The 22,684-nt window shown below is 34.3% G+C and carries 13 protein-coding genes; 4 read left to right on the plus strand and 9 right to left on the minus strand.

Annotated elements, in window-relative coordinates:
• Positions 1-174: 174 nt before the first annotated feature.
• A complete protein-coding gene (locus H0V01_03730) occupies positions 175-1,287 on the plus strand; it encodes a bifunctional 3-deoxy-7-phosphoheptulonate synthase/chorismate mutase type II (protein ID MBA2582483.1) in 1,113 nt (370 codons plus the stop codon).
• A 343-nt stretch (positions 1,288-1,630) separates the two neighbouring features.
• Positions 1,631-2,353 (plus strand): DUF3575 domain-containing protein, encoded by a 723-nt coding sequence (locus H0V01_03735; GenBank protein MBA2582484.1) that lies wholly within the window; start codon positions 1,631-1,633, stop codon positions 2,351-2,353.
• Positions 2,354-2,501: 148 nt separating this feature from the next.
• Here the strand turns inward: H0V01_03735 and H0V01_03740 are convergent, their stop codons facing one another.
• From H0V01_03740 to H0V01_03755, 4 genes are all read right to left on the minus strand, one after another.
• The gene (locus tag H0V01_03740; protein MBA2582485.1) at positions 2,502-6,011 is read right to left on the minus strand and encodes a pyruvate carboxylase; all 3,510 of its coding nucleotides are present in this window, start codon (positions 6,009-6,011) and stop codon (positions 2,502-2,504) included.
• A gap of 212 nt (positions 6,012-6,223) precedes the next feature.
• Complete coding sequence (locus H0V01_03745) at positions 6,224-6,412, minus strand: hypothetical protein (protein MBA2582486.1); 189 nt, start codon at positions 6,410-6,412, stop codon at positions 6,224-6,226.
• 209 nt (positions 6,413-6,621) lie between these two features.
• The gene (locus H0V01_03750) at positions 6,622-7,077 is read right to left on the minus strand and encodes an SRPBCC domain-containing protein (GenBank protein MBA2582487.1); all 456 of its coding nucleotides are present in this window, start codon (positions 7,075-7,077) and stop codon (positions 6,622-6,624) included.
• Between the two features lie 127 nt (positions 7,078-7,204).
• Entirely contained in the window at positions 7,205-7,657 is a 453-nt protein-coding gene (locus tag H0V01_03755) for a DUF1569 domain-containing protein (GenBank protein ID MBA2582488.1), read from the minus strand.
• 486 nt (positions 7,658-8,143) lie between these two features.
• Here H0V01_03755 and H0V01_03760 point away from each other — a divergent pair, with 486 nt between their 5' ends.
• Positions 8,144-10,591 (plus strand): TonB-dependent receptor, encoded by a 2,448-nt coding sequence (locus H0V01_03760; GenBank protein ID MBA2582489.1) that lies wholly within the window; start codon positions 8,144-8,146, stop codon positions 10,589-10,591.
• 191 nt (positions 10,592-10,782) lie between these two features.
• Here H0V01_03760 and H0V01_03765 read toward each other — a convergent pair whose 3' ends face one another.
• From H0V01_03765 to H0V01_03775, 3 genes are all read right to left on the minus strand, one after another.
• Entirely contained in the window at positions 10,783-11,832 is a 1,050-nt protein-coding gene (locus tag H0V01_03765; GenBank protein MBA2582490.1) for an OmpA family protein, read from the minus strand.
• Positions 11,833-12,677: 845 nt separating this feature from the next.
• On the minus strand, positions 12,678-13,091 hold the full coding sequence (locus H0V01_03770; protein ID MBA2582491.1) for a VOC family protein: 414 nt from the start codon (positions 13,089-13,091) through the stop codon (positions 12,678-12,680).
• Positions 13,092-13,440: 349 nt separating this feature from the next.
• Positions 13,441-13,983: a hypothetical protein gene (locus H0V01_03775; GenBank protein MBA2582492.1), complete on the minus strand. Its 543-nt coding sequence runs from the start codon at positions 13,981-13,983 to the stop codon at positions 13,441-13,443.
• 515 nt (positions 13,984-14,498) lie between these two features.
• Here H0V01_03775 and H0V01_03780 point away from each other — a divergent pair.
• Positions 14,499-17,762, plus strand: a complete 3,264-nt coding sequence (locus H0V01_03780) for a T9SS type A sorting domain-containing protein (protein MBA2582493.1) — start codon at positions 14,499-14,501, stop codon at positions 17,760-17,762.
• 418 nt (positions 17,763-18,180) lie between these two features.
• Here the strand turns inward: H0V01_03780 and H0V01_03785 are convergent, their stop codons facing one another.
• The gene (locus tag H0V01_03785; protein MBA2582494.1) at positions 18,181-19,206 is read right to left on the minus strand and encodes a PorP/SprF family type IX secretion system membrane protein; all 1,026 of its coding nucleotides are present in this window, start codon (positions 19,204-19,206) and stop codon (positions 18,181-18,183) included.
• Between the two features lie 5 nt (positions 19,207-19,211).
• Entirely contained in the window at positions 19,212-21,797 is a 2,586-nt protein-coding gene (locus H0V01_03790; protein MBA2582495.1) for a CotH kinase family protein, read from the minus strand.
• Between the last annotated feature and the right edge of the window lie 887 nt (positions 21,798-22,684).

Raw genomic sequence — 22,684 nt, forward strand, 5'->3', positions numbered from 1 at the left:
TATCTACTTAACAATCGCCTTAAGTGATTGTTAGGAAGATTTGTTTCACATTTCAATTTGAGATTTATTGACTATCAGAAAAGGTTGAAAAAAGTATTCGATTTTTTTTGTCCTTAATAAAAATTATAGAATTTGTTAAAGTAAGCCTTACAGATCTTACCTTTGCTAAATCTGATGAAATTAGATTTAACCATTACTCCTTTAAATTCCTGGATTGCCGGTGCAGGCAAACCCTTAATTATAAGCGGCCCCTGCAGTGCTGAAACTGAAAACCAGGTTTTAGAAACAGCCAAAGCTATAGCAAAAACAGGCACCAGTACAATTTTCAGGGCAGGAATATGGAAACCCCGAACACGCCCAAATGCATTTGAAGGTATTGGGGTAAAAGGATTGCCCTGGCTAAAAAGGGTAAAACAAGAAACAGGTTTATTGATTGCTACTGAAGTGGCCAATGCTTATCATGTAGAAGAATGCCTTAAATATGGTATTGACATGGTTTGGATTGGCGCCAGAACCACTGCAAACCCATTTTCAGTTCAAGAAATAGCTGATGCTTTAAAAGGTGTTGACATTCCGGTTTTTGTAAAAAATCCAATTCATCCTGATCTTCAATTGTGGATAGGTGCCCTGGAAAGGATAAACAAAGCAGGAATTACCAAGCTTGCTGCCATTCACCGGGGTTTTCATTCTTATATTGAAAAATTATACCGCAACACTCCAAACTGGGAATTGGCCATAGAATTAAAAATGCTTTGTCCTGAATTGCCTTTAATATGTGATCCAAGCCACATATGCGGGAACACCACTTTGCTTTTTTCTGTGGCCCAAAAAGCCATGGATTTAGATATGGATGGGCTAATGATTGAATCTCATTGCGCACCCCAAACAGCATTAAGCGACAAAGATCAGCAAATAACTCCTGATGAATTATTAGAACTGGTTTCAGAGTTGGTAATTCGAGATGCTTCATCAAAAAATGTTTTATTTAAAAACAAGCTAGAGGAACTAAGAAGCCAGATAGACAATGTAGATGAAGAAATATTGCTGGCAATGGCAGAAAGGATGATAATTGTGAAGGAAATAGGAGAATATAAAAAGGAAAACAGTGTTACTATACTGCAAATAAAACGATGGAATAAAATTCTTAAAAATCAACTCAAAACTGCTGAAAAAACAGGGCTGAGCAAAGAATTCATAAAAGACCTTTACCTGCTTGTTCACAATGAATCCATAAGGATGCAAACTGAAATCATGAACAGAAAAGAGATGGAAATCAAGAAATCCTGATTTTTTTCACATTTGGAATTTAAGCTAATTCTATAATACAGATCTCTAACAATCAAATACAAAATTAAGAAGCCAGGCAAAGCTAAATTTACCTTCTTGATAAGTTAAAATGTTCACTTAAATTAAGCCAATTATAGCGCATGCTGAATTAGCAATTATAGTATCAACGAACATTATCTTTAAATTCAAACTATATTATTTTAAATAAAAGGGGGAAATTCCTTGCTAAACCGCTACAACTGCAATAAATAGTGAAAAAAATAAATTTTTTTCTGTTTTGATTTAAAATATTTTTATACCTTTCCGCTTAATTATCATACTACAAACCCAAAATTATTAAGAGATGAAAAAAAAATTATGCACAGCCATGGTTTTATGCGCTAGTTTTTTATTAACTACAGTAAATGCACAAGAAGCAGAACATGTGGTTAAATTAAACATATTTGCATTGGCCTTAAACAATGTTTCTTTACAATATGAAAAACCATTTCATGATAGAATGTCAGTTTCACTTGGTGTTAGAATGCAGCTTCCGCGCACCTTGCCTAATGTTGTAGGTGGAACAGATGAAGGAAGTGGAACAATAGAATCAAGATTAACAGGTTATGCTTTAACTCCTGAATTTAGATTTTACACTGGAAGCAAGGGTGCCCCAAAAGGATTTTACCTGGCTCCTTACCTAAGATATACCAATTTTAAAATAGCTACTCAATCAGAATACAGAGACGATACAGGTGTTGATCGCAAATATGACCTAACCGGGAAATTTACTGGATTTGGCGGAGGATTAATGATTGGTATGCAATGGCTCATTGCTGATAAATTCTCTATTGACTGGTGGATTTTAGGAGGTCATTATGGTACTGCAAATGCAAAACTTTTTGGCGAAAACAAATCAGGTACCTGGTCTCAAAAAGAACAAGACGATATAAAAGCTGAATTACAAGCTTTCGATGTTCCTTTTGGTACTACTGATTATACAGTTACTTCTAAAGAAGCAGAATTAAACTGGAAAATGCCTTTTTTGGGATTACGTTCAGGACTTTGCCTAGGTTGGGCTTTCTAACTAACTTATATAATGCATAAAAAAAGCCGGCTATTGTGCCGGCTTTTTTTATGCATTGAAATTAAAACAACAACATGCAACTTAATTTAAAAAATAAAAAATAAAAAATTACGGGGTGTGCTAATTTCCATTCTTTCTTCTAAATCATTTAATGAGCAGATATTGGCTCCTTTTGCTTTTTTTGCTGCTTCTGGGTTTTAGCATCAATATATTCAACCTCCAGCACTAAATCATCAGCCTCTGCAAGAGTTGATTCATTTAGAATTATCTTTTTTATCCTACATGGTTTATTTGCAGCAATTGTAGTTTCCATTTTCATTGCCTCAATAGTGAACAAAGGCGAATTTAATTGCACCTCATCCCCTTCTTTTACAAATACTTTAGCAATCAAGCCTTGTAAAGGAGTCCCAATTTCTTGTTCACTTGTTGCTTTTTTATTTGCTTTTACCTGAGTGACTGATTTATTGTCTTTTACTTCCACACTTCGGGTTTGGCCATTGAGTTTAAAATAGACAGTTCTGTTTCCATTTTCATCCGATTCACTAATGTATAAAAGCTTGACAATAATTGTTTTTCCATGGCTTATTTCAATAAGTGTTTCCTGGTTGTTGCTCATTCCATAGAAGAATTCTAAGGTAGGAATAACACTTACATTTCCATAAACCTGGTAATGTTTTAAATATTCCTCATAAACCTTAGGATAGAATTTCCAGGAAATAAAATCAAGAAAACTTAGGTTCTTATTGAATTTATTTTTAAAATCCATGAATTCATTATCAAAATCTACCGGCTTTATATGTGCATTTGGCAATTCAGTATAGGGTTTTTCTTCCCTTAAAATCAATTTTTGCAACTCTTTTGGAAAACCTCCATAGGGTTGGCCCAAATCGCCTTTAAAAAAACTCTTTACAGATTCAGGAAAAGGAATTTTGTCGCCTTTTGTAAGAACATCTTCTTTTGACAAACCATTTGAAACCATGTATAAGGTCATATCTCCAACAACCTTTGATGAAGGAGTTACTTTAATTATATCTCCAAACAATTCATTCACCTGTTGATATGTCTTTTTTATTTCATTCATTTTACTTCCCAATCCAAGAGACAAGGCCTGAGGTTTTAAATTGGAATATTGACCACCTGGAATTTCATGTTGAAAAACTTCGGCAGTTCCTGCTTTAAGCCCTGATTCAAAAGGATAATACCATTCCCTAACGGTTTCCCAGTAATTAGAATGTGCATTTAAAGATTCCATGTTAAATTCCTGATTTCTTGGATGTCCTTTCAATGCTTCAACTAAGGAGTTAAAATTAGGCTGGGAAGTTAATCCAGACATAGAGCCAAGAGCCACATCAATAACATCCACACCAGCCTCAATGGCTTTTATATAGGTAGCAGATTGAATAGATGATGTATCATGAGTATGCAAATGAATAGGGATGTCAACAGATTCCTTTAGTTTTGAAATCAGCTCGAATGCAGCATAAGGTTTTAATAATCCTGCCATATCTTTGATTGCAAGAATATGCGCTCCTTCATCCTCTAATTGTTTTGCCAGATCAAGGTAATATTGAATGTTGTATTTTGTCTTTGACTTATCCTGCAGGTCACCGGAATAGCAAATACATGCTTCTGCCAGGCCTCCGGTTCTTTCTCTAACAGCCTTAATGCTCACTTTCATGCTCTCCACCCAATTAAGTGAGTCGAAAATTCTAAAAACATCTACTCCTGTTTCCCAGGATTTTTCAATGAATTTTTCAACCAGGTTATCCGGGTAGGCTGTGTATCCAATGGCATTGGAGCCTCTAATTAACATTTGCAATAAAATGTTAGGGACTGCCTCTCTTAAGAGTTTAAGCCTTTGCCAGGGGCATTCATGCAAAAATCTTAATGCCACATCAAAAGTTGCTCCTCCCCATACTTCCATTGAAAATACCTGGGGATGGTTTTTTGCAAAACTCTCTGCAACCATTACCATATCCTTTGTTCGTAAACGTGTTGCAAGAAGGGACTGATGCGCATCACGAAAGGTACAATCTGTATATTGAATTTGTTTTTGGTCTTTTAACCATTTGGAAAAATTAAGTGGACCCAGTTGATCCAGTAATTGCTTGGTTCCTGGTTTATATTCTGCGAGTTTATCAAATTCGGGGATTATTGGCATTTCAAAAACTTTTGCCTGATCAATGGTTTTAATATCAGAATTTCCATTCACGCATACATTAGCCAGAAAACGTAAAGCTTTAGTTCCACTATCCGATTTTACTGATATATCAAGTAATTCAGCATGATCATCAATAAATTTCACAGTTGCGTTTCCATCCTGAAATACGGGGTGGTTTATTACATTTTCCAGGAATTGAATATTGTTTTTCACTCCCCTTATTCTGAATTCACTAAGGGCCCGGTGCAACCTTTGGCTTGCTCCTTTCAGGGTTCTTCCAGAGGCAGTAACTTTAGCAAGCATAGAATCAAAAAATGGTGAAATTTTCACACCTCCATAAGAACTTCCCTCGTCTATTCGAATTCCATAACCTCCAGCATTTCTATAGGCAATGATGGTTCCATAATCGGGTTTAAAATCATTTTGCGGATCTTCGGTAGTAATACGGCATTGAATGGCAAAACCATTGCATTTTATCTCTTTCTGTCCGGTAATGTATATGCCTGAGGAAGAAAGGGCATGTCCACTGGCAATTAAAATCTGGCTTCTTACAATATCAATACCTGTAACTTCTTCAGTTACCGTATGTTCAACTTGTATTCTTGGGTTAACTTCAATAAAATAAATACTTCCATTTTTATCTACCAGGAATTCAACCGTACCAGCATTGTTATAATTGGCTTTATGAGCTATTTTTAAGGCATACTCATACAGCTTGTCTTTTATTTCCTGATGTAAATTAGGAGCAGGTGCAATTTCAACAACCTTTTGAAACCTTCTTTGTACAGAGCAATCCCGCTCATATAGGTGCACAATATTTCCATAATGATCGCCAAGAATTTGAACCTCAATATGCTTTGGACTATCAATATACTTTTCAATAAAAACAGTGTCATCACCAAAAGCATTGGAGGCTTCCCTTCTTGCTTCAGAAAAGGCTTTATCAAGGGTTTCTTCATTTCTAACAATGCGCATGCCTCTTCCACCGCCTCCTGCAGAGGCCTTAATCATTACAGGAAAGCCTATTTTTCGAGCTTCACTCAATGCAATTTCAGAGGAGGTTAAAACCGCAGTACTTCCTACTATAATTGGAACACCAGCATCAATGGCTACTTTTTTTGCAGCCACTTTATCCCCCAACATTTCCATTGTTTGGGGATCTGGTCCAATAAAAATAATTCCTTCTTCAGCACAGCGCTTTGCAAAATTCACATTCTCAGAAAGAAATCCATATCCTGGATGAATTGCATCTACTCTTTCTTTTTTCGCTACGCGAATTATTTCTTCAATATCCAGGTAAGGTTTTAATGGTTCATTGTCCCTGCCAATCTGAAAAGCTTCATCAGCTTTATACCTGTGCAATGAATAGCGGTCTTCATAGGTATAAATTGCCGCTGTTTTTATTTTCAATTCAGAGGCTGCCCTTAATACCCTGATTGCTATTTCGCCCCTGTTGGCAACTAATAATTTCGAAATCTTTTTCTCCATATTCTCCATATTTATTAAATTCTTTAATTAAAATTAAGGAATTTAATAGGAGTTTAGAAATAGAAAAAGCGAATTTATATAAAATAAAAGCGGATTTAAAATTGGTGTTTTAAAGGTTTTTTTCGATATTAAGGGAAAGGGGGAATTTTTTAATTTCACTACTAGTATAATCTGAAAATTTTTCCCATTAATTATACTCTTTTCAATATTTAGTTTAAAATTTAAATTTTGAGTTTTTCTCTTTTTGCACCTGTTGCCAGGGCAATTTTAAATTCGTTGTTTTTAATGTCGATAAGAAATTCTACATAAGGAATTGCCATTATTCCATTTTTTGTTATTATTTGCTTAAAGTATTCTAATTTCCGGCTTAATAATACTTTCATTTCAGATGGTTTAATACGGAGTTTCATTTGAATAACCTCAGTGCTTTTCACACCAAGCATCTAAAAATAAAAGTTATGAAAATATTAGCAGAATGAATTCAAGTTTTATTCCAATTTGAATTGCCTGAATGTTCCCAAAATTTCAAAAATCAAGTAAGCTATACTTTTCCATAGGTCTGTTTTTTGACGAGACCATAATGTTTTTTAAAAAGAAAAACCATTTAAAAAAGTTAAAATTAATCTTTCAGGAAATCAAATGCTCCTTTTCTTAAGTTAATTCCATATTCAACATAAGCCTTTAGGCAGGCAAGAAAATTTGCCCATCCTTCTGTGTTTCCTTTTAACCATTTGATGCCTGCTTCATCATTAATTCTGCTTTTTTCCGTAATGCTTACAAGAGTTGCATTATTGGGTTTTGGAGTAAGGGTTATTTCAACTAAAAGTTCCACATCGCCATCAAACCAATAATAAGAAATGTATTTGTTTTTTTCTATTTTATCCACACGAACAGGAACTTCCATCGCAAATTCAGGAAAATGCCAAACAAGTTTTTTTCCTGCTTGCATTTGCCCACTACTTTTTGAAATAAAGTAGTTCGACATTTTTTCCGGATCAACAATAGCCTGAAATACTTCCTGCTGTGAACTTAAAATTTGAATGGCGGTTTTAATTTCCAGGTTTTTGTTTTCCATGTTTTGCGACTTTTTTTATGCTCCTTATTTTACCGCAGCATTTTTTATCCTATTATTTCAAATAACCATACAATTTCAGGCTATGAAAGGTTATGTTGTTCCTAAAAGTCAATTTCGTTTTACAGTGTTAAACTCCGAATTGATTCAAATGATGATCAAGATGCTTATAAAACATATTGTTCCATTCCTGCACTGATAGGGCTCCAAATGATAGGGATTCCCTACCATCAAAATGTTTTTCTCCCAATTCCTGGGTCTTTTTTATGTAATCAATCAAACGCTTTTTTTCAGCTTCAAAATTTTTATCTTCCTTAATAATAAACTGAGGAGCTGTTTGTCCATTTTTCTTATAGGACTTTTCACTGATAACTATATTTTTTACAAATAATTTTAAAATAAACCTATTGAATGCGCTTGGTTTTGCATGTTTGTTATCATATACAAATTCATAGCTAACATTGCAATGGGCTAACATCTGCCCAACTGCCATTTTTCCCCATAAAGGTCCGGTAGTAGGACTTAATTTATTAATTCGGTTAATTATTTCTTGTGTATCAAGTTGGTTAAAAATATTTTTCATATGTATATAATTTGATTTTAAATGTCATCCCGATTTATCGGGATTGCCAGGTTATATATTCACTCCTGCATTGCTATTTTTAACTGTATTTTGATTGCTGTTTTTATTTTATTTTCCAAAAAGTCTGATTGGTGAAGTCCAATTTATTTTTATTTTACACCTTTAGTTTCCTTACCCCTGAAATAAGCAGCCAAGGTAATAGAAAGTACAGACTTTTCAAATTCAAACATAAGGGCATTTTGCTTAGTTAGCTTAGTAAAAAAGAATGTTATAACAGACAATGCCGCCACAAATTAAACAGTTTGTCCAATTTAAAACTTTTAGAGATATTAATTTAATTTTTTTTGTGCGTTCTTTACATTCTTGATTCATTACGAATAGAATAACAATAGAAAAACTGCATTGATTTTTGGCTCTTTTGTTTTTAGTAAAAAAACGATATTTCTTGAATTAAAAAAAACACCTATTGATTGATTAAAAATACCTATGGCCAATACTGTTTTAAATAAAGTATTTTTACTCAGAATAAATAAACCTGTTTTTTCTATTTCCATTATTCTTTTTTTGCCCTTTATTTTAAATGCACAAACCATAAAAGTGATGGACATAACTTCATTGCAAGCGCTTCCTTATGTGAATATTTATTCTGATTTTTCTGGCATTTCAACAACAACCGACAATAAAGGGAAGGCAGATATTTCATCTTTTAAAAATGCTGATAGCATTTGTTTTAAAATGGTAGGTTACAATCCATTCATTTCAAGTTATAATCAATTAGAAAAAAACAATTTCAAAGTACACATGACTGAAAAACAAATCATGATTGATGAATTTGTTATTTCTGCACATCGATGGGAAGAAAAACAAGAAGATATTCCTAATCAAATTACTAAAATAACACCCAGGGAAATAACTTTCCAAAATCCTCAGACTTCTGCTGATATGATAAGCAATACGGGTGAGGTATTTGTGCAAAAAAGCCAGCTGGGAGGAGGAAGCCCTATGATTAGGGGATTTTCAGCAAACAGCATTTTACTTGTAGTGGATGGTGTGAGGATGAATAACGCAATATACCGCAGCGGAAACCTGCAAAACGTTTTAAATATTGATCCTAATAGCTTAAAGAGCAGCGAAATTTTATTTGGCCCTGGCTCTGTTCTTTATGGTAGTGATGCTTTAGGAGGAGTGATTAATTTTTCCACCAAAAGCCCGGTTATGGGCGACTCAAGCTCTTCGCTTATTTTTGGAAATGCTTTAGCCCGTTATGGCTCTGCCAATAACGAAAAGACAGGACATGTGAACATTAATATTGGATTTAATAAAATTGCCAGTTTTACTAGTTTTAGCTACAGTGATTTTGATAACTTAAAAACAGGGAGAATTAGAAACTCAGCTTATCCTGATTATGGAAAAAGATCCTGGTTTGTTCAACGAATTGAAAACCAAGATTCCATTGTTCAAAATTCTGATCCGGATATCCAAAAATTTTCTGGTTTCAATCAGTTTAATGGGATGCAAAAACTTCGCTATAAACCTTCGAAATCACTTGATTTTGAGTATGGTTTTTATTACTCCATTACATCCGATATCCCAAGGTATGACAGATTAATTGAAATCACACCTCAGGGGCTGCCTAGAAATGCCCAATGGCATTACGGCCCTCAAAACTGGATGATGCATGCTTTAAACACTTCTGTAAATAAATCAACAATTGCTTTTGACAAATTAAACATAACACTTGCTTATCAAAATTATAAGGAAAGCCGACACGACCGAAGGTTTAATAGTGAGTGGCTTCGTTCTCAAATGGAAGAGGTAAATATATTTTCTGCAAATATCGATTTGAAAAAAAATGTGGGAAAAAGAAGTGAATTGTATTATGGAATTGAAAATTTTTCAAATTTTGTTGACTCAAAAGCAAACACTACAAATATTGTAAATGGTGAGCAAAGAGGCGCAGCAAGCAGGTACCCGGACGGAGGAAGCAAAGTATATTCTGCTTCAGGTTATGTTCAATTTGTAAGAAAGATTACGAATAAAATTACAGTATCCACTGGTGCAAGATATAACTACTATACCCTAAAATCAAGAATTACAGACAGCACTTTTTTTAATTTCCCATACGATCAAATGAGTATAACAACTTCGGCAGTAACTGGGGCTGCTGGATTTGTTTATCTTCCAAATGAAAAATGGAAAATCAATTTTAATGCTGCATCAGGATATAGGGCTCCTAATGTTGATGATATAGCTAAGGTTTTTGATTCTGAACCAGGAAGGGTAATTGTACCAAACAATGACTTAAAGCCAGAATATTCCTATAATGTAGAAGTTGGAATTAGCAGGACATTTTTAAGAAAATACACATTGAGTTCTTCAGCCTATTACACCTTGCTTATTGATGCCATTGAAAGAAGAGATGCAAGATGGTATGATCAGGATTCAATAGTTTACGATGGTGTTTTAAGCAAGGTAACTTCTAATATAAACATAGGCAAGGGTTATATAAGCGGAATTTCGGCCAATCTTGCTGCTGAATTTACTCACTATTTAGTTGCCTCTTTTTCTATAACCTATACAGAGGGAATGGATTTAAATAATGCTATTCCTTTAAGGCACATTCCTCCCCTATTTGGCAGAATCTCTGTGATGTATAAATACAAAGGAATTCGCATGGAGTTGTTTTCCCATTTTAGCGGGTGGAGGTATTATGAACAACTAGCCCCAGAGGAACAGGCAAAAACGCATTTATACACCCCACAAGGTGCTCCTGCCTGGTTTACACTAAATTTCAGGAGTAGTTTGCAAATTAATGATTTTATACAAATTAATGCAGGTATTGAAAATATCCTTGATCATCATTACCGGCCATTTTCTTCTGGCATAAGTGCCCCTGGAAGAAACATTTTTGTGGCATTACGATTAAGGTTTTAAGGTAAATATTAATCTAAATTAAATCATTTCATTTAGAGGTTATCATTCTTAGATTTTTCAGTTGTACTCCAACTTTTTATTTTATAATTCGATTCGTTATCATTGATCTGTAAAATATTCAAGGGTAACACTTGTTGGAGAACTAAAAAACAAACCTATGGCTTGAGTTCGTTTCCTTGAAATGAATCTGTTTAGTTTTGATAATCCACAGTAAGAAATGCAGGAGGGTTAATGATTTTGATTTCAACCCTTCTGTTTTGTTCTCTTCCCTGGATATTGTCTGATCCATCTCCATTTTCGTTCGGTGCTAAGGGCTGGGATTCTCCTTTAGAAATTACAGAAATTCTAGATGCACTTATTCCATTATTCATAAAATACCTTTGAACCGTTCTTGCTCTGTTTTCTCCTAAAATCAAATTGTATTTGTCTGTTCCATTACTGTCGGTATGTCCAGTAAGTTCTAATTTCATTTCTTTATTCTCCTTCATTAATCCAATCAATTCCTTTAACTCGGATTTATAATTTTCATTAACATCAGATTTAGCATAGGCGTACTTCACATTTTTTATAGGAATAGTTCTTGATACTTGGGTTTTACTGCGTGCTGTTGAAGTTTTTGTTTTCACCTCAACACTTTTCGCTCCTTTATCAGGTAATCCATTTGTAGCAAGTGTATTTACTGTTTCAGGCTCTGAACTTTTTAAATTGCTTGATGGATTTTCCACTGCTGCTGTTTTTGCATCAAGATTAGATTTTGCTATTAACGCAATTTTTTCTTCTTCCATTTTTTCCTCAGCAACGAATTGGGACTGATTCAAAATATCATTTGCCAGTTCAACCCATTTGCTAATCTCAACTTCATCCTCTGATGAAAGAAGAATTTTATAATGCTTTTCCAAAAGTTCATTGTTTCCCAATAACAAATAAGCCTTCATTAAAAAAACATGTACTTCAACCGATTTTGGCTGAGCATTCAAGGTCATTTTGAGCATATCCAAAGCCTTTTCAGGTTCTTGTTCAGTCATAGCAAGGCAAGCGCCTAAACGGTAATAGTAACTTATATTTCCAGGGTCATTCTCGTTGAGTTGTTTAAAATGAGGAAGGGCTTCGACAAATTTTCTTGCCTCAAAAAATTTTTTTGCTTCCTGAAACAACTTTTTATCATTTTCATTTTGAGCAAATGAACTTACTGTAAGCAATAATGAAATAAAAATGCTGATAAATGTTTTACCTGGTAACATGGTTTAATTTTTCTGCAAATTATGTATTTTTTCTGACTTAATGTATTTCTTCTAAAATTACTAAAAAGTCTTGCCCATTTTTCTTTTGAAAGGCCAAAAGATGCTTGAATAAAGAACTCTTTGCCAAAAAGAATGCATGGAAATAAATTCTTTTTTTCTATTTTCAACCAATAAACAGGGATCGAAAAAAATATCAGATAAACAACAAGCGAAGGAAGTTTTAACAGTGTTATCATACCTGTTGTTTTTATGTTTAACGACAAGGCCTGAGAAATACTTATTGAATCGAAAAAACGCTCGCGAACACCATTTCCAGGCCCTAAATAAAGGATAGCAAATGAGGCTGAAAGGCAAACAAACGAAAAAAGTGTTTTATTAAACAGGCTTTCAAATGAGCCATCCTTTGTATAATGGCTTCTGTTTTTATATAGGAGGGTAATGGCAACAAACTGAATAAAAAGAACAATAATACTTAGTGCTTCGTTTGCTCCCCCAATAAAACCGGAGCCTAAAAAAACAATCAGATAACTTAAAAAATTTCTATTTTTTTAAAGGATAAAAGCAATTACAAAAAACAAACTGATTACACTCAAAAGGTAAGTACTGCTAGAGGACAAGATATGTGTGATTTTATAAAATTCTTCCAGCAATGCGCAAACCGGATTCTATTCTCTGTTTGAAAAAACATTAATTGCAGTAACTTATTGTTAATTCCCTGGCTTCCTTTTCTATTTAATATTAAAGCTTATGTTTCATCCTGGCATTTGAATTTAAAGTATGCCTGTTGCATTTCAAGTTCAGACCAAACTATTTGTCCAATTAAAATTGCTCCTGTTTCAATCTCATTATTTTGTCCTTCCCGTTACGATTTTATCATATTCAAAATCATTGGGTTCCCATAATTCAATTTTATTTCCTTCCACATCTAAAATATGAACAAATTTGCCGTATTCAAAGGTTTCAATGGTGTCGGTAATCGTAACACCTTCCTTTTTCAATTCTTCTACAAGTGCTTCAATGTTTTCAACCCTGTAATTTATCATGAATTCTTTTGTGGAAGGTTCAAAATATTTTGTTGTTTCTGCAAATGGACTCCATTGTGTGAAACCTTTTTTTAGTGGATCTGCACCTTGTCCCCATTCGAAATTTGTCCCATATTCATCCGTATCTAAACCCAAATGAGTTTTATACCATTCTTTCATTTTTTGGGGGTCTTTACTTTTAAAAAAGATTCCGCCAATGCCTGTTACTTTTTTCATGTTTGAATTGTTCTTAGTTTGTTTTTATGATCGTGTTTAACTCAAAACCATAGCAGAATAAAATCCCAGGAGCTAAAATTAATATTATTTTCTTTTTCATATTATGAACCCTTTTAAATACTCAATAAAGCAAGTGGATTATTATGCTTTTTTAAAAATTTTTTCTCGCTTCTTTATTAATCCATCTGTTGCAAGAATTTTATCAATATAATTTTCAAAGCCTGGGGGTAGGAAATCCAAGTAAGGGGCATTGTGGTCTGAACTCAATAATATATTGGAGTTATTATCGTAAATATGCATGGCAGCAATGGAGGATTTACTAAATACATCAAAAGAGAAAAAAGTAATACTAATAATAATAAGGTTTAATCTCTTTATGAAATAATTTTTTTATTGCACCTCTTTTGGCATTTAAATCAATAGTAGTAAGAGAATTTACATCGTTTGTCATTCTTAATATTTCTCCACTTTTTGAATCAATGAATTGTCCACTTACAATTGCCTCTCCAATAATAATATATCGTATATTAATTCTTAAAATAAAATCTGCCTCATTTTTATTGGAAGTAATTTTCCAAAACCCCCAACTTTGTATTAAATTATTTGCATGAACTATAACATTATAATCATCAGATATCACACAAACAGTATTGCCCTTTTTTGTTATATTTTTTAAAATAGATTCATTTATCAACTTTTCACCTGATGTATTTATACTAGTATTCGATGGAGGATTAAAATAATCTTTTTCTCCGTTCTTGTATTTAATTTCATTGATTTCCGATTTATTGAGATGGTAAATTGGACCATCTAAATGTGTGAATTTTTTATATTTAATTACTTTATCTTCTACTTCAATTACTTTGACAATTAGGGAATCTAAATTCCTCATTTTTATTATGTCCTGGCCATAAAGCTTATTGAAACAAAAAGCAATTATGATAGTTGAAAGTCGAATAAGAGGGGTCATTGAGAATCAGTTAAATTAGAATAACTCAACGAAGGTAGCGGATTATTATGCTTTTTTTAAAATTTTTTCTCGCTTCTTTATTAATCCATCTGTTGCAAGAATTTTATCAATATAATTTTCAAAGCCTAGGGGTAGGAAATCCAAGTAAGTGGCATTGTGGTCTGAACTCAATAATATATTGTTGTTATTATCGTAAACAAAAGCCGAACATGCTTTTCATAAATAATCCAGAATAAAACCCAATAAAAAAAAATTGGAAAAATTAAAAGAAATAAATCAGAGGCGGATCGCCATGCCAATGCACCAAAGCGAAAAAAACCAGCCCAATTTGAAAGATATTTTTCAAAATTTTAGCAACTCTTTGATATACTTTCGTCTTATAATTAAATATAAAAATCCCTCATAAACATTTAATATACATCTCTAAAACCAAAACTATGAGAATTTCATACTTACTCTCCCTAACATTTATTTTAATTTTTTCGGGGAATGTTTTTTCCTCAGGCCATACTGTTACTACTACAGTTGTATCAAATGTAAGCTGCAATGGGATGTGCAATGGTGTTGCTTATGCTACGGTTTCTGGAGGAGTTGGTCCCTTTCAATACCAGTGGAATACAAATCCTGTTCAAAACAGTCAAACAATTTCCGGATTATGTGCTGGAACTTATAGTGTGGTAGTAACGGATATGGATGATAACTCTACTTCAACTGCGATAGTTACCATAACCCAACCTTCCGTTTTTTTCACCTCAATTTCTCCTGGAAACCAAACTATTTGTGAAGGACAATCTGTGAGTTTATTTGCCGCAACCACCGGTGGAACAAATCCATATACCTTTAACTGGAGTCCCTCAACTGGTATCAATTCACCAAATCAATCAACAGTAGTTGCCAGTCCGGTTTCTACCACAACATATACAGTAACAATAACTGACGCTCAGGGTTGTACTGCTACTGATAATGTAACTATTACAGTAAATCCCATCCCTCTTGTTTCAATTAATCCACCTCAAGCAACAATTTGCGCAGGCACTTCTATTACCCTTTTTGGTTTTCCTGAAACAGGTGGAGGCTCTTTTGCTTGGAATACAGGAGAAACCACATCACAAATTTCAGTTTCTCCTAATACCCCAACTACCTTTTCCCTTCAATATACTTTAAATGGATGCATGAGTTCAGCCTCTGCTTTTATAAATGTACAAAACATTTTTGTCAGCCTTCAGTCTACCCCAGCCACTTGCAATGCTTCAGATGGCTCAATATCTTTAGCTGTTACCGGTGGAAGCCCTCCTTATTCATTTCTGTGGTCAAATGGGTCAACAACACAATCCCAAAACAATTTGCCTGCAGGAACATATTCTGTAACTGTTACTGATGCAAATGGTTGTTCAACAACTGCAAGCTCAAGTGTTACAAACAGTGGAGCATTTACCCTAAGTGGAAATGTAATCAATGCCAGTTGCGCCTCAAGTTGTGACGGTAGTATTGAAGTGACTGTTTCTGGTGGGACTCCGCCATTTACTTATTTATGGACTCCTTCTGGAAATACTGTACCTACAATGCAAGGTTTATGCCCTGGCAATTATTCTATTACTGTAACAGACAATTCCGGATGCCAGAACGCTCAATCATTTACTGTTAATTCTGTTTCAAACCTGGTAGCAACAATGGTAACTAATGGTAGCACTTGCAATGGCAATACTGGTTCTGCAAACGTAATGGTTTCAGGAGGAACTTCTCCTTATTCCTATCAATGGAACCCTATAGTGGGAACAGGAAACACAGCAAATAATTTAAGTGCAGGTACTTATACTGTAATAGTTACCGATAATGTAGGATGTACTTTTACTACCTCTGGAGTTGTTTCAAATTCTTCAAACCTCACAGTTAATATTGGCAACACCTCTGCTTGCAGTAATGGTGGTGGAACGGCAAATGCATGGAGTTCCGGTGGCACTCCTCCCTATTCTTATTTATGGAACAATTCAAGTACAGATTCGATTATTACCAATCTCACGCCAGGAACATACAGTGTAACAGTTACAGATCAAGCTGGATGCTCTTTTTCAATAAGTACAGTTATACAATCAAACTGGGGCTTGTATGTTTCTGGAAGTAGTACTCCTTCCAATTGTTCATCAGGGGGTTCCGTTTCAACTTATATTTATGGAGGAACAGCTCCTTATAACTATTCCTGGAATACTGTTCCGGTTCAAACAAGTTCCACAGCAATTGATCTTCCTTCTGGTCTTTATACAGTTAATATTATGGATCAAAACGGTTGCACTGGCACCGGAAATTTCGCTATCCAAAATTTGCAAACAAACTTTATTCATGGAAAAATATATACTGATTTGAATGGAAATTGCCAATTTGATGTAGGTGAACCTGTAATTTCAAATAAAATGGTTATAGCCACGGGCAATCAAATCTATTATGGTTGGACCAATAGCAACGGGGATTATAGTATTAGTGTTCCCTCAGGTAATTACAGTGTGAGTTCAAATTTTAGTCAGCAATATTATCAAAACAATTGTAGTCCAAATGGAATCCCTGTTAATTTTGTAGGCCTTTGTGATACCATTTCAAGCATCAACATAGGTGTAACCGAAATTCCTGATTTCAATAACCTTGCAGTTTATTTAAGCGTTGGAGGAGCAAATCCAGGATTTACGAATTACGTTTGGATTACGGCAAAAAACCTGGGAAATACAAGCCTTAATGCGGTAGTAAAATTAAATTATGATTCCATTCTTTCTTATATAAATGCCTCACCAGCTCCTACTTTGCAGGTGTACCCGGAAATTACCTGGAACATTCCAAATTTTGCTCCCAACCAAGTAAATTATTATACAATTCAGTTACAAATGCCAACACCTGCAAATGGAGGAACACTAGGTGACATATTAAACTACACTGCCACCATTGAACCCTTTTCAGGAGATCAGGATCTTTCTAACAATACTGCAAATGCAACAAGAATTGTAACGGGCTCCTATGATCCTAATGAAAAACTTGTTTTCCCTAAAGGAGATGGGCCAGAAGGAACTATTCAACCCTCTGATTCTCTTTTTACCTATACCATATTTTTTCAGAATACCGGAACAGATACAGCTTTCACTGTGGTTGTAATGGATACAATTAAATATCCTTTAATTCTTGAAACCATTGAATTAGGAGGGGCAAGTCATCCTTATACTTTTGATGTGACTTCTGAGGGAGTTCTTGTGTGGACTTTTAACCAAATTATGCTGGTGGACAGTAATGCTAATGAGCCCGCAAGTCATGGTTTTTGCAACTTTAGAATGAAAACTCTGGCCAATCTTGCCCCTTTAGAACAAATTATCAATACCGCAGATATTTATTTCGATTTTAATCCTCCTATTATTACAAATACAGTAGTTAATACAATTGCAAATCCTGCTACCTTAATTAAAACAGAAAACAGCACAGCTGGTTTACATGTTTTCCCAAATCCAATGCAAGAATCTGCATCCATTGTAATTGGAGATGAGGCATTGGGAAATGTTTTCACTATTTCAATGTATGATGTTTATGGACATTTAATCTATAAAATAAATACAACAAACCGCAAAAATGAAATTTCTTCCAAAGGTTTATCAAATGGGATTTATTTCTTAACAATTGATTCAGATAATGGCTTTTTTGGAAAAAGCAAAATTGTTGTAACAGAATAATTTAATGTAATTCAATAAGAAATTTTTTGTTTATTTATTTTTGCCTGAACCCTGCTTATCTATATCCTAGGCAGGATTCAGGCAAAAATCTATAAAGAGGTTTCCATTTGCCAAAATAAGCAGTGAAATTATTTAAGTCATTTAACTAGCAATGATTTAATATTGCTATTGAAACTCATACAATAACATTATCCCAAATACCATCTAAATTCCAATTTAGTAATTGAGTTAAAGACTATCCCTTTTTCTAGAATGCCAAAATTTGTAATACGCCATTTGTAATTTACATTTACAAAAAGTAGAACAGTATAACTAAAAGCCGGATTTATTGAAATATATACAACCAAAATGGTTGTGAGAAAAAACGAAAGAAATGAAATAGGATATTTCCTTTTTGAAGAAATAGTAAACGTTGGAATTATCGTTTACCCTTAAACAGAGCACTTTTCCAATTGGTATAACGGATAAAAAATTCAAGGCCACCATTAATACCATAATTGGTGGTTGAAAAAGGGGAGGACAAATCATAGGAAACACCAAAAGAATAATCGCTAAAATCAATAGCAAATTGTGGTATAATAGCATCATTGTTTCTATATCCAGCTCCGATTGTAAGTGCAGTTTCCCTTAAAAAAGTAGTAATTTGGCTAGGATTTGTAAGCCTGATTCTTAAGCACAAGCTAGTTAACAATTCAGATGAGGGACCTTGCCTTAGGTAAATAGCTCCAGGAACAAGGGATACTCTTGTTTCTGGAATATCAAAACGTCCGGTTCCATTAATTACGTATTTTCTTTGCAATCTTTCGGAACCGAAACTATAAAATTCAATGCTGGGTTGGTTAACATGAAAAGAAGAAACTCCCACACTAAATCGTATCCCGTCTCTACCTGCAAAATTATTTTGAATATTAGAAAACTCATACATTACTCCAAGTCCTAAATCTAAGTACATTCGGGAAGAAAGACTGTTTTGCTCATTAGAGGCAATTGCCGTATTAAATGCGGTTCCGGTAAATTGATTCCCCCATTGCAGGTTACTAATGTCAGCTGAAAGTTGTCCACCTCCTATTTGCAATCCCCCAGAGATTTTATTCAACTTGTCAATATTCACAATACCTGAAACAGAAAGATTCACCTTGGTTGTACCAAATTTTGAATCACCCGCAATATCTCTGTAGGCATTGAGCCCAAATCCAAGGTTCCCTATCTTTTCCTTTGATACAAAAGCGGGAAAATCAATAGAAGCAGCCATCGTTTTATATGGGTTTTGCATTCCTGTCCATTGATTTTTATAATTTAATATAACACGCTGGGAGCCGGAAAAAAAGCCAGCAGATGCAGGATTAAGCAGGAGTGGGGCTTGCTGGTATTGGGAAAAATGAACATCCTGAGAAAAGGATGCAAAGCAAAGAAACATAAAACCAATAAAATAAAATTGCTTCATGAGCTTTATTTAAAAAGTGTAATATTTCCGCGTTTGTTTTCTTCATCACCATTTATAAACTTAACCTGAATTTGGTAAGCATAAACTCCCGGATTTAGAAGCTGTCCATTAAATGTTCCATCCCATCCTGTGGATAAACTTGTTGTTTCAAAAACTTTTTGGCCCCATCGGTTAAATACCGAAAATTCAATGGATGCAACCTTATTTCCAAAAAGAAACAGCACATCATTGGTTCCATCACCATTTGGAGAAAAAGCATTTGGAATAAAAACACCTGCCCCTACTCCACCGGGAGGAACAACAATGGTAGTATCATTGGGATCGGGATCAGGATCAGGAGTTGGTGTTGGAGTTGGCGTAGGAACTGGAACAGGTTCGGTGATTTCAACAAGTTTAAATACAGCTACTATGGAATCTGCCTGCGTAATATTTAATACTGTACTAGAATCATTGTTTGAAGGACTTAAGGTATGATTCTGTAATTGCCAATAATCAAATTCATAGCCGGGGGCTGAAATTGCATTGAGTAGTATATCAATGCCGCCATAATAATCTCCTGCAAAAGTATAGGTGGAAGGAATAATTGAATTTATTTTTATATTTCCTGCATTGGCTGGGGAAACATCATATACAATATTATAGGGCCCGCTTAGGGTATAGCAATCATTCAAGCCAGTGCTTAATGCAGCACAACGATCGTTTATAAAATTTTTCATGGACTGAACATTGTTCTGCCAAGTGTTCATATTTCCTCCCCATTTAGCAATCTGTCCAGGCATTTCAGGCGAAATCACACCTACCATACTGTCCAACATATTTATCATGTAAGAACATTGGAAAACAGTATTTGAAAGATCAATAAATCTACTGATATAAAACTGCTTAAAGCCCTCATTTGCCATAAGGGCATTTAAAATTTGAGTATGCCCTTGGCCTCCGGGATTAGGCAAAGCCTCAGGATCACATGGCCCAGCAGTGGCAGAGGTATTGGGGATGTTAGTAAAATTATTGTAATGCCCAAAAGTTGCATCCATATCCCACAAAACATACCTCCATTTTTTTTTATCCCCACTGGGGTTAAGGCCCCTCCACCAGGCAGTATTCCAATTAAGCCAGTCTCTATTAACTATGTATGAATTAAGAACAAAATAATCCACCAGACTTTTTGTGTTGTAAACACGCTCTACAGAATCATAATTGGCTTGAATTGCCATGTTGTTTGATGAAACAAATGTTCTAAAGGCATTCCAGTCTGCTGTTGCCTGGCCACCCCCATAATCGGCCCAGGTTGATCCCCATGTTTTTAAAAACTGTACATCTTTCGGACTATCTTTATAAGGAACGTCCTGATTGTTGTAAAAACTGGTAAAATCACTGTCATCTACTTTTTCTCTTAAATCATAAACCCCCCAATATGCACCATTCATATATAAAATACAAAATGAAGAGGTTCTTTCATCAAGGTTTAATTTTCCCTTTTGAGAAAGGGAGTGAACATAAGCATCTCTTATATGTGCCCCACCTGTTTCAAAGGGGTAATTATCACTTGCTGCAGGCTTAATAATAACACGTTGAAATTCATCTCTTGATTTATTTGCAAAAAGCTTCTCCTTTATTGAATGATTGTAACCGTGCTGATCTCTTGAAATAAAATCGACTCCACGCTGAGGATATGCCCAGGAATCATTACCATGCTTGTTAAATTCACCATCTGTTTCGGTTTTAAATAAACCAGTTACATCAAAATATTCAAAACTACCTTCTCTTAGTGCTTGATTCCCCCCAAAAAGCAGGTTAAGGTTATTTCCAGCAACCGAAATTACAGGAAGTGTGTGGGTTGAATTAATAAAATAAGTATTTGTTTCTGTAAAACTAGCAGGTGTATTTATGTTGCTGCTTACACCAATTACCCTTAGTACAGTTGTGGAATTAATTACAACAGGGCCTGTATAGGCAGTAGAGGCTGCAGTAGGTACTGTCCCATTAACAGTATAAAATATTGATGCGCTAGGATCAGAAGTAGTTATTGTTACACTTATTGAAGAAGGATAAAAACCCGGAGCCTTATCAAGTACGGGTTTAGCTGAGTAATCAGTCTTTGGGTTGGCATTTGAGGCATTTGGGGTAGGTGTTGTAAAAAGGGACCAAAGCGCACTGCCATCTGTTGTTCTGCCTCTGGAATGATTTTTTTGAGTTGGAACAAGTTCTATACTCTCCAGAAGAACCCCTAAATTATTAGAAAAAACAATAGATTCAGGTTTTGTTTGTGTGAGTTTAAAATTTGCATGTACATTTGTACCCGCTATACCACTTCTACCCGAACAGAATACCAAAACTTTACCTCCTGCTGCAATGCTCATTGCAGGAAAAGTCCATTTTGATGGTTTGTTTGGATTATCACTCAAAAAATATCCAAGTAAATTAACAGGTGCTGCACCTGCATTATACAGTTCTACCCAGTCTTCGTATTCATTGAAATTATCTGTAATAGTGCTGATATTAGAACAGGAATACTCATTAATAAAAACCTGTGATTTTACGAGTAAGCCGTTTAAAAAAAGGAAGAAAACAAGTAGTATTTTTTTTATCATATTCAATTTTGTTGAATAATTACAAGATAAAGATATGATTTTATTAATCTACTTTTAAATAATTAGCCGTTTTATTTTCTGTTATTTAAAATTGAAATTATCTTTCTGCTGAATTCTTTGTTTCATGAATTCTGGCAAGTTATTCTTAATTTACTATTTTTGTTAAATATTAAAATACATTGAATTTTTGAAAAAATAAAATAATATGCTCAAACCATGCACAATTACTACTGAATATAACATGGCTATCCAGATAAATCGGGATGAAAATTAAAAACCAAATGCTTTAGCATTCATGAGTTCCTTAGAGGAATAAAAAAAACGAATAAATTATATCCAAATGAAATAGTCATGCAAATCCCCTGCGCAAACACTTCTGAATATAACATGGCTATCCCGATAAATCGGGATGACAGTTAAAAAATCAAATGCTTTAGCATTCTTGAGTTCCTTAAAGGAAAAATTAAAAACGAACAAATTATATACATATGAAATAGCCATGCACGAACCGTTCACAAAAGCTAATGAAGATAACCTGGCGTATTCCATATGACAACTGAAAAAACAAATTATCTACATATGAAATAGCCATGCACGAACCGTTCACAAACGCTAATGAATATAACCTGGCTATCCCGATAAATCGGGATGGCCTTTAAAAAACAAATTATATACATATGAAATAGCCATGCACGAACCGTTCACAAACGCTAATGAATATAACCTGGCTATCCCATATGGCCTTTAAAAAACAAATTATATACATGTGAAATAGCCATGCACGAACAGTGCACAAACACTAATGAATATAACATGGCTATCCCGATAAATCGGGATGGCCTTTAAAAAACAAATTATATACATATGAAAACTAAAACAGCAATTCA

It is taken from the genome of Bacteroidota bacterium (genome assembly GCA_013696965.1).
GTDB lineage: Bacteria > Bacteroidota > Bacteroidia > JACCXN01 > JACCXN01 > JACCXN01.